At 25.4% G+C, this 11,951-nt stretch carries 14 protein-coding genes; 11 read left to right on the top strand and 3 right to left on the bottom strand.

The window, feature by feature from the left end:
- Window positions 1–78: 78 nt before the first annotated feature.
- From KGF52_RS11780 to KGF52_RS11770, 3 genes are read right to left on the bottom strand one after another with little or no spacing between them, the layout of a single operon-like run.
- Window positions 79–723, bottom strand: coding sequence for an ABC-2 transporter permease (locus KGF52_RS11780; protein WP_227840322.1), 645 nt, complete (start codon window positions 721–723; stop codon window positions 79–81).
- Window positions 720–1,577 carry an ABC transporter ATP-binding protein gene (locus tag KGF52_RS11775; protein WP_227840321.1) on the bottom strand — a complete coding sequence of 286 codons (858 nt, stop codon included), beginning with the start codon at window positions 1,575–1,577 and terminating at the stop codon, window positions 720–722. Before KGF52_RS11775 ends, KGF52_RS11780 begins: the two co-directional genes overlap by 4 nt.
- On the bottom strand, window positions 1,570–1,953 hold the full coding sequence (locus KGF52_RS11770) for a GntR family transcriptional regulator (protein ID WP_227840320.1): 384 nt from the start codon (window positions 1,951–1,953) through the stop codon (window positions 1,570–1,572). The genes KGF52_RS11775 and KGF52_RS11770 overlap by 8 nt, the downstream gene beginning before the upstream one ends.
- Window positions 1,954–2,420: 467 nt before the next feature.
- On the opposite strand from KGF52_RS11770, the gene KGF52_RS11765 reads away from it, so the two are divergent.
- The 11 genes from KGF52_RS11765 to KGF52_RS11715 all read left to right on the top strand — a co-directional run bounded on the left by KGF52_RS11765 (window position 2,421) and on the right by KGF52_RS11715 (window position 11,861).
- Entirely contained in the window at window positions 2,421–3,101 is a 681-nt protein-coding gene (locus tag KGF52_RS11765; protein WP_227840319.1) for a DUF881 domain-containing protein, read from the top strand.
- A 28-nt stretch (window positions 3,102–3,129) separates the two neighbouring features.
- Window positions 3,130–4,473, top strand: a complete 1,344-nt coding sequence (locus tag KGF52_RS11760; RefSeq protein ID WP_227840318.1) for a GspE/PulE family protein — start codon at window positions 3,130–3,132, stop codon at window positions 4,471–4,473.
- A gap of 151 nt (window positions 4,474–4,624) precedes the next feature.
- Entirely contained in the window at window positions 4,625–5,710 is a 1,086-nt protein-coding gene (locus KGF52_RS11755; protein WP_227840317.1) for a type II secretion system F family protein, read from the top strand.
- Between the two features lie 52 nt (window positions 5,711–5,762).
- Window positions 5,763–6,113 (top strand): prepilin-type N-terminal cleavage/methylation domain-containing protein, encoded by a 351-nt coding sequence (locus tag KGF52_RS11750; protein ID WP_227840316.1) that lies wholly within the window; start codon window positions 5,763–5,765, stop codon window positions 6,111–6,113.
- A gap of 119 nt (window positions 6,114–6,232) precedes the next feature.
- A complete protein-coding gene (locus tag KGF52_RS11745) occupies window positions 6,233–7,105 on the top strand; it encodes a pilus assembly protein PilM (protein ID WP_227840315.1) in 873 nt (290 codons plus the stop codon).
- Window positions 7,106–7,549, top strand: coding sequence for a hypothetical protein (locus KGF52_RS11740; RefSeq protein ID WP_227840314.1), 444 nt, complete (start codon window positions 7,106–7,108; stop codon window positions 7,547–7,549).
- 14 nt (window positions 7,550–7,563) lie between these two features.
- Window positions 7,564–8,148 carry a hypothetical protein gene (locus tag KGF52_RS11735; protein ID WP_227828290.1) on the top strand — a complete coding sequence of 195 codons (585 nt, stop codon included), beginning with the start codon at window positions 7,564–7,566 and terminating at the stop codon, window positions 8,146–8,148.
- 252 nt (window positions 8,149–8,400) lie between these two features.
- Window positions 8,401–9,441, top strand: coding sequence for a YecA family protein (locus tag KGF52_RS11730; protein WP_227840313.1), 1,041 nt, complete (start codon window positions 8,401–8,403; stop codon window positions 9,439–9,441).
- Between the two features lie 80 nt (window positions 9,442–9,521).
- Complete coding sequence (locus KGF52_RS11725) at window positions 9,522–9,887, top strand: hypothetical protein (RefSeq protein WP_227828292.1); 366 nt, start codon at window positions 9,522–9,524, stop codon at window positions 9,885–9,887.
- 4 nt (window positions 9,888–9,891) lie between these two features.
- The gene (locus tag KGF52_RS11720; RefSeq protein WP_227828293.1) at window positions 9,892–10,209 is read left to right on the top strand and encodes a hypothetical protein; all 318 of its coding nucleotides are present in this window, start codon (window positions 9,892–9,894) and stop codon (window positions 10,207–10,209) included.
- 47 nt (window positions 10,210–10,256) lie between these two features.
- The gene (locus KGF52_RS11715; RefSeq protein WP_227828294.1) at window positions 10,257–11,861 is read left to right on the top strand and encodes an FAD-dependent protein; all 1,605 of its coding nucleotides are present in this window, start codon (window positions 10,257–10,259) and stop codon (window positions 11,859–11,861) included.
- Window positions 11,862–11,951: the final 90 nt, after the last annotated feature.

Genomic DNA, 11,951 nt, shown 5'->3' with positions numbered 1-11,951 from the left:
ATAAAAGGAAATGAATTAGTAAAAATTCATTTCCTTTTTCTATTTTAGATTTTAACTTTTTATAAATTTATATTTACACTATCGTCTACTTTTGTATAGTAAGAAAGATATTTTATAAGAAACTACTAAAATAATAAAACTAGCAATAAGCCCAAGAATAGAAAATATACCTTGGTTGTATATTATAAAATCTATTACAAATGATATTTTATCAATCAATGAGGTCATTAAAACTAATGTCAATACAATAATATATGGAATTAATGACCAAAATCTTGCTTTTAGGTATCCCATCTTAAAAAAGATAGGTATTTGAACTCCTACTATAGCAGAAAAAACTAAAAAAGAGGTACTTATTCCTAGTATAATCTCTTGAATATCAATAGATTTACTTTTAAAAAATAATACGACTATTGAAAGTATAGTAATTATAAATACTGTTAATACGAAGTTAAGTAAAATGAAAATATAGCGACCTAAAACTATATCTCTTAATTTAATTGAAAGAGTACCATATAGGCGACTTAAGTTGTTTTTTTCTTCTATGGCAAAAACGTTAGAAATCATAAGGGCAACAAACCAAGAACAAGTAATATAAAGTGTTAATGTTGATGAGCCCATATATGAAAAAAGCATTATAACAGGTAACAAAACTAAATTCATATTAAAATAAGATTTCATTGTAAAAATATCTAGTTTAGTAAATTTAATTGAATCGGTCATCTTACTACACCTCTCTTGCTAACTTTTATAACTATATCATCAATAGTAGCAGTATCTATGATACAGTTATTATATTTAATAGTATCATTTGTATGAATTAATGCATCAAATCCAATATCTGTTTCACGTAGACCAATAACATCTTTTTTAAGTGTTTCTGTTAAATCTTTTGGTCTTCCTTTAATTAATCTAAATTTTTCTAATAAATCTTGCAAACTTCCAGTATAAAATAATTCTCCATTATTTATAAAAGTAATATAATCAGCAACTTTTTCCAAATCAGTAGTAATATGTGTAGAAAATAACACACTTCTATCTCCATCTTTTATGTAGTCCTGTAGAATTTCCAAAAGTTCATCACGAGTTACTGCATCAAGTCCACTTGTTGGTTCATCAAGTATAAGCAACTTAGCATTATGAGAAAATGCACATGATAACATAAGTTTCATTTGCATACCTCTAGATAATTCACTTATTTTTTTATTTAGAGGTAAATTAAATCTGGTTATCATACTTTTAAAAATATCGTGATTCCAGTCTTTATAAAAAATAGATATAGCTTTTTCAGTATCTCTTATTGTCCAATTATCTGCATAAAATATATTGTCAAATACAACACCAATATTCTGTTTAATAAGATTTTCATTTTTAACATTGTCCATATCAAAAACTAAAATCTCTCCTTCATCTTTTTCTAACATATTTAGAATTAATTGTATAGTTGTTGTTTTACCTGCACCATTTGGGCCAATTAATCCCATTATATATCCCATTGGTAAGGTAAAATTTATATTTTTTAGATTAAAATCATTAAAGTTTTTACTAACATCCTTTAGTTCCAAATAATTATTCACCTTTTTCCACCTCCAATAATAATCTCAAAAGACTTATAATTTCTTTATCTGTCATAGACGCTCTTTGTGCTGCTTGTATTGCGTTATTAAGATTTGATTCTACTTCTTGTATTAACTGTTCATGAATAAGTTCAGAACTACTTGACATAACAAAAAATCCCTTGCCTTGACGGCTCATAATAAAACCTTCTTGCTCAAGTTCATTATATGCTCTAGTAGTAGTCAAAACGCTAATCTTTAAATCTCTTGCTAGTTGTCTAAGTGAAGGTAGAATTTCATTTTCTTTTAATTCTCCTGAAAGAATTTGTTTTTTTATCTGTTCTTTAATTTGTTCATAAATGGGTAAGTTAGAACCATTTGAAATAATTATATTCAAAAAAACACCTCTTTAACTGTATATTTTTATACAAGTACAGTATAAACAGTTGGATGTTTTTTGTCAATATAAAAAATTACAATATACATTTACAATAATAATCTATATGTATGTACTTATTTTGAAAAGTTTTTAAATTAAAGTGTGTAAGCTGAAAATAAAGTATGTAAGCAAAAATATTATCAATATACATTTTAAGCTTAGTTTATATTTATTTAGCTAGACATTATACTTTAACAGATATTAAAAGTATAAGTTATCTAATTAAATTATATGATTTTTACTATTTATAACAGAATCCTTTATATTCAATGCTAGTAGGGTGGGGACATAAGTATAATGTATGATATTATATACTAAAGATGAATTTTAACATATAACTTTGATATAATAAGCATATGTAAATGTTTAATATTTAATTAAAGAAAATTATCATATAAAAATAAATTTGTAAGGAGTAATACAGTATGAAAAAACAATATGTGTTTATAATACTAGCAAGTACTATTTTAGGTATGCTTGTTGGAACCATATTTAGAGATTATAGCAATGAAGAAACAGTTTATACAAGTAAGGATAAGTCAATAAGAAAAGAAATAAGAATAACAAGAAAATCTATAAAAGAACTGGCAAAAGAGAAAGATAAATTAGATAAAGAAATTAATTCGATGAAGAAAAATCAAAAAAATTCTAATGAAATCTCTAAAATAGAAAGTCTTAGGGAGAGTCTTTCATATTCAAATGTAAACGGTAGCGGAATAGTATTAAGTATAGATGCCATAGATGAAAAAACAGGAAACATTGCCAATAGCATAGACTACAATAAAATCTTAGTAAAAGTCATAAATGAATTAAAAACAAATGGAGGAAAATACATAGAAATAAATGGTCAAAGAATTAATCAGTACTCAGAAGTTGTACTTGCAGGTAGCCATATAAATATAAATGGAGTTCCAGTAGCACAACCCTATGAAATAAAATGTATTGGTGATAAAGATAAACTATCTAGTTACATAGACAAAGGTAGTAAATATTTAGATAGTGTACAAAGTACTTATCCAATGAAAGTTAGTATAAAAGCTGAAGAAAATATCTCTATGAAAAAACTGAAAATACCTAATAAATTAAAGTATATAAAGGGTGATTAAGATTATATTAGAGGAAAGCAGTTTACCAATGTTAATACCAGAAAAACTTGCAAAAAAGTATAATGTATTTCCAGTAGAATTTCAAGATGATAATCTAGTAGTAGAAATAGAAGATGAAGATATATATGCACTACAAGATTTGAGATTAGCAACGGGGAAAGAAATTATATTAAAAAAAGAAAGAAGAGAACTTATAAGTGAGAAGATAGAAAAATATTATAATAACTTTGAACTTGATGAGAATTATGCAAAAAGATTATTTGAAAATCTTCTAGAAAAAGCTATAAAAGAGAACGCAAGTGATATACATATAGAACCATTTAAAGAACATTTGATAGTTAGAATGAGAGTTGATGGAGAGTTAAAAGAAATATCAAAGTTTTTAATAGATGTTTATCCAGCATTAGCTACAGTTGTTAAATTAAAGGCTTCAATGGACATAACAGAAAAAAGGCTTCCTCAAGATGGAAGAGTAGACATAAAGCTAGATGATAGCTTAATTGACATTAGGGTTTCATCAATCCCAACTGTATATGGTGAAAAAATTGTTTTGAGAATACTTAATAGAGATACTTTTTTAAAAGATAAATCAGAACTTGGATTTTCAGAAGAAGCGATAAACTCTATAAATCGTATAATAAGTAAAAGAGCTGGAATATTATTAGTGACAGGACCTACAGGGAGCGGAAAGACTACTACAGTATATTCCTTACTAAATGATTTAAAGGGTATAAATAAAAATATAATGACTATAGAAAATCCAGTAGAATACAAGATGGATGGAATAAGTCAGATACAAGTAAATTCAAAAGTAGGGTTGAGTTTTGATGTAGGTCTTAGAGCTATATTAAGACAAGACCCAGATATAATAATGGTTGGAGAAATAAGAGATGCAGAAACAGCTAAGATAGCAGTAAGAGCTGCTATAACAGGACATTTAGTTATAAGCACTTTGCATACTAATGATGCAGTATCTGCTATAGCTAGACTATTGGAAATGCAAATTCCACCATACCTTTTAAATGCATCTCTTATAGGTGTGATATCTCAAAAGTTGGTTAGAAAAGTTTGTAATCATTGTAGCCATGAGATTATGATAAAAGATGATTTTAGTGGAGATGTAAATACTAAAGTAGCTGTAGGATGTGAGAGATGTAATGATAAAGGTTATTTTGGTAGAACAGCAATTTATGAAATTCTAGAAATTAATGATGATATAAAAACATGTATAAGGGATATGAAGGATTCTAGTATTGTTAAAGAAGTAGCACGAAAAAATGGAATGATAACATTTGAAGATAGCTGTAAAAGGCTAATAAATGAAAAAATAACAACATTAGAAGAATGTTTAGTGGTAAATGAAATAATTTAGTTAAACAGTGTAACCAAATTTCATACAATCGATTTTAATTAAAAGTCTCGATTGTAAATTGTATCTAGATAAAATAAAATTAACATATTAAATTAGAAAATATCGAGCCTATTTAATTATAATTAATATAATTTGGAAGGAATTATAATACATGAAAGTATCTAAAAGTATATTTTATAATTTAAACAAGATTCATTTAGTATTAAACAAGATTAGTAATAAAGAGCTTAGAGTAATTTGCAAAGAGATAGGTATTTTACTGGAATCTGGATGTGAAATTACAAATATATTTCAAATTATTGAAGGACAATCTAGCAAAAAAGTAAAAAGTTTGTTTAATACAGTATCAAATCATATTCAAAATGGAAATTCTATAGCAGAATCATTTCACATCACAGGAACATTTTCTAAATTTTTTATAAGCATGATAAAAGCAGGAGAAACTAGTGGAAACTTAGATGTAATAATGAGCGATTTATCTAATTATTACGATAAAGAATATAAATTAAAAACAAAAATAATAACTATTTTAATCTATCCAATGATACTTATCATATTATCAATAATATCAATAATATTTATCTTTATATTTGTGATACCAAATTTTCAGGTGGTTTTTGCCAGTAATGGGATTGAACCACCTTTCATAACTAAGATTTTAATAGGAATTTCTATGATAGTTACAAATTATCTAGGTTATTTAATACTTAGTTTTATATTGATTTTAATAGGAACTATTTATTTTTTTATAATGAATAATAATCTAAAAAAATTAATTAATTCATTTAAATTCAAAATACCTTTTTTAAAAGGCATTAACCAATTAGTAGCTACAACCAGATTTTCAAGAGCGTTGTCTATTTTACTTAGTAGTGGCATACAAATAGTGGATGCAATAGACATGTCAGCAAGTGTCATAGATAATGAATTCATTTATGAGAGACTAAAGATTTCTAATAATTATATAAAAAAAGGAAATAGTATAGGTAAGTCTTTGAAGCTAGCAAATATTTTTCCTAAGTTATTTGTTTCAATGGCAAATACAGGGGAAGAAAGTGGAAAGCTAGATAAGAGTCTAGATGTAATAAACAGATTTTATGAAAATGAATTAAATAATAAAATAGAGCAAATAATGAAATTTGTAGAGCCTGTAATAATTGTATTCATGGGATTGATTGTTGGAGTTTTTATTTTATCAATGGTTATTCCTATGTTTGATGCAATTACTAGTTTCTAATATAAAAATAAATTTTACTAAATAAAACTTTTAAAAAGGAGAGAAAATTTAATTGATAAATAAAAAACGAAAAGGGTTTACACTTGTTGAAATGATTGTAGTAGTAACAATTTTAGGGGTTATATCTAGTATAGCATTAGTTAAATATGGTAAAGTTCAAGAAAGTGCCAAGATGAATGCAGACTATACAAATGCAGCTAATATAGTAACTGCAGCTAGTATGGCTATTAATGATGATGAAAATATAGCAGAATCTCTAAGCGTAGAATCACTTAAAGAAAAAGGTTATTTAAGTACTGTTCCAGTTCCTCAAAGTACATCAGGTAAGTTTGAACTTGTTATAAGTGATAATGGTACAGATATAAGTGTAAATGTAAATTCAAAACAATTTTATCCAAGATAATATTTGTTTTTATACGTTTTTAGTATCAAATTATAAAGATATTTTTAGTATTCAATTGTAAATGTAAATATATTAAGTTTAATTAAAAAATATACAAGTTATCATTACTTAAGAAGGAGATGGTTATAATTAAAAAAATTTTGACTTTAGAAATAAATGATGATTATATAAGGTCTGTATTTTTAAGAAAAAACTATAAAAAAATCTTTATAGATAAATCTAGTATAAAAGAAATTGGTTTTAATATTAAAAATGACAGTGATGAGATTGAAAAAACTAGTTATGTAGAAAACGTAGTTAAATTAGTAAAAGATGATATAAATAACCTAAAAAAATCATACAAAAATTTGTACTTTAATATTCAGACTCAAGATATAGTTATTAGAAATATTGAGATATTGAATACTAAGAAAAAAAGAGATATATTAAACATGATAGAATTTGAGATAACCCAATATATTCCAATAAATATAAATAACTATTCAATAAAATATAAAATTATAAACTCTAGTAATGATAAGTTAAATATACAAGTAATTCTTTTTCCTAAAAATATTATACAAGTAATTAAAATCATTTCAGAAAATCTAAATATGAACCCAAAAGCTATAAACATAAATTTTGATATACTACAAAAACTTATAAGTTTAAATCTAATAGACAATTTTATAGAAGATGGAGTATTTATAGAATGTAAAAGGAATCAATTTATTATAAACATAACAAAAAATAAAAAAATAGAAGAAACATATCTATTATCAAAAGAAATAAAATCATATGACTCAGTAAAAAAATTAATAAGTAGATTTAAATATATTTACTATTATGGCATAGAAAATTGTTTTATAGATGAATATCTTAAAGACACAGAAAAAATTGCTGAAGTAAATCCATTGAAATTAAAAAATAAAGTAAGGGTGGAAAATAATTTTGATAAGGATTTAAGAGATACTAGTATAACTTATATAAGTAGTATAGGGATGATTATTTAAATGAAAGCTTATAAAACAATAAATTTTTTAAATGGATTTAAAGAAACTAAGCAATATAATAAAATCTATAAAATAACGATAATCTTAATTTTAACATGTGTTTCATTAAAAATGTTTATGTATATGAAATCTATAAATGAATTAGAAAATTATATAAGTCACAATAAAACCATAAATGAATCGAAGTATACTGTACCAAAGCTGGAAAAAACAAAAGAAAAGTTTTCTAGAATAAAGCTTGATGAAATAAAAAAAATATATAAAATAGTTGGAACAGATAACATTACTAAAATATCTATAGATAAAAACAAAATGGAGATGGAAGGCGTGTGTGATAATCTAGATATTTTAGATGATTTAAGAAAAATAAATTACATAAAATATTACTACATAGACAGCATTATAAGAGATGGAGAATGTTATAAATTTAGAATAAAAAGTTAGACAGGTGATTAATTTTGAAATTAAATAAGAGAGAAAAAAATCTGATAAAAATATTGCTAATATTAATTATTGTATTAGTAGTTAATGTAATGTCCAGACCTCTAGAAGAGAACCTAACTAATTTGAAGAAAGAAAAACAAAATATAGTGAATGAAATAAAACGACAAGATAATTATAAAATGAAGGATAAAAAGCATAAAGATAATAGATATGTAAAAAATGTTGAATTAGATAGCAATACAGAATTAAAAAATAATTTTAATAATTCATTTTTAGATAAAAAAACAAATAAAGATATAGTATTATTAGTAGAAAATGAATTGAGAGATATTGTAAGTGTGGAATATATCAATCAAGAAAGTAGCTTAGACAACTACAATAAAAAACAAACTAATTTAGAAGTAAAAGTTAATGGGGAACTTGAAAATGTGTTGAAACTTGAAGGTGTAATGAAGAACTTAAAGTTACATAATAAAATTGAAAAAATAGAAATTAATAAATTAAAAACAAGTAATCTTGAGGTCAAAAATCTTTCAAATGAATATAAACAAGAAAAAAGCAATCTTGTAGAATGTAAAATGACAATTAGAGTCACATAACAAAAAAGAATAGATAAAGTAAAAAACTATTATCAATTCATAAAACTTTATAGAAGAATTAGTTTTACGATAATCCATTTCTGTAAGAGGGATTGTTAGTGATTTTATCGAAATCCTAATTAAAGTGAATATATTGTACCAAAATATAAGTAAATTTGAGATAATATTTGCTTATACTATAGATTGATTGATAAAAAAATGGTATAATAACAAATTGTACTTTAATTTAATAATAAGGGAGTGGAAGTCATATTGTTAGGGAGAAATGAGCTATGCCCTTGTGGAAGTGGCAAAAAATACAAGAAATGTTGTTTAAATAAAGATATTGTTTCAGAAAGAGCAAGCAGAAAAACTGAACTTTCACAAAAGCAATATACAGATTTATATTCAAAATTATATGATTATTCAAGACATGATAGATTCAAAGATGAATGTGAAAAAGCTAAAGAAATGTTTTATATAATGCAAAATGATAATGTAAATGAAAAGTTTGAAAGATTTTTTAATACGTATTTAATACAAGACCACATAATGGAAAATAAAAAGGTCATGACGGTTGGATTTCTTGAAGAGAATGGTGCAAACCTAAGTCAATCAGAAATTGCAATATTAAAAAGTTTGTTTGAATCCTATGTAAGCATTTACGAAGTAAAAGAAATTTCTACAGGAAAAATAGTTTTAAGAGATTGTTTAAGTGGGAAAGAACTTTACACAGAAGATGTAAAACTTCTAAGAAGCTTTAAAATCGGAAGCTGTATGATAGCTAGAATAATTGATGTTGAAGGAACTAATATATTAATAGATGTAACTATAAGTATATCAAATGAAGTTAAAGATATAATTTTAAATGATGTTATGAATTTATTCAATCAATATGAAGACTTATATAAAGATATGAAGACGTTCTTAATTTATCATACACATGTATTATATAAATATATACAACAGCTTTTAGACCCAAGTATAGCTGAATATTTAAAAAGAGAAAGAGATAGGAATAATAATAAAAAAGTTAATTCAGAAGGTGAATTAGCTGAAGTAGAATGTAAGGTTTTAGATACTCTTAAAGAAAATGTGGAAAAAGAAAATATAGATGCATGTATAGAGTTCTGGAATGAATATAAGAAAAGTCATGAAAATATAAAAGGAGCTGAAAGTGGTTGGGCAGCTGCGGTCGAATACTATGTTAAGAAAGAAGCAGGACAAGCTATAACTCAAGTACAAATATCAAAAAAATATGATATAAGCTCTAGTACATTAGGAAAAAGATACAAAGATTTAAAAATATCTTAATTAATTATAAAAAGCTTTAAGTCATAGATAAAGAATCTATAGTATAATATATGTATAATGTGTAGAAAGAGGTATTAATAATGAGTCTTAGTTTAGGAAATGCAATTGCTGTATCAACAAACTTTATAAAATCTAACCCAGCAGTACCTGTATACGACGGAGAAGAAATATATGCAGTTATTTATCATATAGAAATAGGATATAATAATGGTGTATCACCTGATACTAAACAATATATAATAATAGACTATAAAGAGTTCGATTTACCTATGGATAGAAAAAATGAACTAATAGAAGTTGCTAAAGAGTACTGCAAATCTAAAGATATTGTAGAAAATGAAAATCTTGAAATAAATCTTTTGGATAATGAAGAAGCAGAAAACTTCTTAGAAAAAGTATTTAATAACATGAAAGTTATAAGAGGTCTTATAACTAAAAGAGGATAAGTTAATGGAGTTTATTGGGATAGAAAATATAACACCATATGAAAACATATATGAATTTAGTATATATAAATACGATGATGAAATCACTTTAGGTAGTGAAGAGTTATATATATGTGAATTAAGGGTTATATTAATTAAAGTGAATTCTTTATACGTTGAAAGATTGAATAAATCGGTTGAAGCGATGGTTTTAGTGAAAAATCTAAAAAAGGATTTGGATAAAGAACTTATTGTAGACAAAATAAAGAAATTTGTGCTAGACGAGATTTGGGTAGAAAATCTAGTAAAAGAGAATATAGAAGTTATATTTGTAGAAAGCTAGGAGTAACCCTAGCTTTTTTATATTACAATCTAAGAGAGGAAAACAATATGTTAAGGGTATCTAATATAAAACTTGGAATCGATAAAGATATATCTTTATTAAAAGATATTGTACTTAAGAAGTTAAGAATAAAAGAAAAAAATTTAATAAAATACAGCATATATAAAGAATCTATAGACGCTAGAAAAAAAGGAAAGATGGAATTTGTTTATTCTGTAGATGTAGAAGTTAGAGATGAAAGTAAAATACTAAGCTCAAAAATAAAAGATGTAACAAAGATAAAAGATGTAAAATATGTAAATGTAGCTATGGGTAATAAAAAATTAAATAATAGACCTTTAGTAATTGGAAGTGGACCAGCTGGCTTATTTGCAGGGCTTATTTTGGCTCAAATGGGTTATGAACCAATTCTACTTGAAAGAGGTCTTGATGTTGATAGTAGAACTAAGGATATAAGTGATTTTTGGACAACTAGAAAGTTTAAAAATAATTCAAATGTTCAATTTGGAGAAGGTGGAGCAGGAACTTTTTCAGATGGGAAACTCACAACTAGAATAAAAGATATACGATGTAGAAAAGTGCTAGAAGAATTAGTTCAGTTTGGAGCACCAGATGAAATATTATATTCACATAAGCCACATGTTGGTACAGATATATTAAAAAGTGTAGTTAAAAATATAAGAAATGAAATAATAAATCTAGGTGGACAAGTTAAATTTGATTCAAAAGTGACAGATATAGTTGTATTAAATAATTCTATACAATCTGTAATTGTAAATGATAGCGAAAAAATAGATACAGATGCAGTTATATTAGCTGTTGGGCATAGTGCAAGAGATACTTATGAGATGTTGCATTCAAGAGGTGTAAAAATAATTCAGAAACCATTTGCAATAGGAGCTAGAATTGAACATCCTCAAGACCTGATAAATAAAGCACAGTATAAGGAATTTTATAATCATCCTCGATTAGGAGCTGCTGATTATAGACTTATAGAGCATGTCTCAAATGGAAGAACAGCATATACTTTTTGTATGTGCCCAGGAGGCAGTGTCATAGCATCTGCATCAAATGATTTTGAAATAGTTACAAATGGAATGAGTGAACATGCAAGAGATAAAATAAACGCTAATAGCGCATTTCTAGTAAATGTACTTCCTGAAGATTTTGATAGTGATAATCCACTAGCAGGGGTTCATTTTCAGCAAAAATATGAGAAATTAGCTTTTGAATTAGGTGGTAAAAATTACAATGCTCCAGTTCAACTTGTTGGAGATTTTATTAATAATAAGACTTCTGAAAATTTAGGAAGTGTTGAACCATCATATAAACCTGGATATAAGCTTACAAATTTGAATGAATGTTTGCCTAGTTTTGTGATAGAAACTATGAGAGAAGCATTTATCTCTCTTGATAAAAAATTAAATGGATTTGCAATGCATGATGCAGTTTTAACTGGTGTAGAAACTAGGTCATCATCACCAATAAGAATAGTAAGAGATGAAAACAGTTTGGAATCAATAAGTGTTAAAAATTTATATCCTTGTGGTGAAGGTGCTGGATATGCAGGTGGAATAGTCACAGCGGCAGTCGATGGTATAAAATGTTCAGAAAAAATAATACAAAAATATGCTAATAGCACAAAAATTTAACATAAATTTAATGATTTTTTAATATTTAACATGAATTTAACATTACTACTCCTATAATTTGATAAAATACAATAGGTTATAAAATTTTTA

Source organism: Clostridioides sp. ZZV15-6597 (assembly GCF_020657815.1).
GTDB lineage: Bacteria > Bacillota > Clostridia > Peptostreptococcales > Peptostreptococcaceae > Clostridioides.
This window is presented reverse-complemented; position numbering and strand designations above follow the sequence as displayed.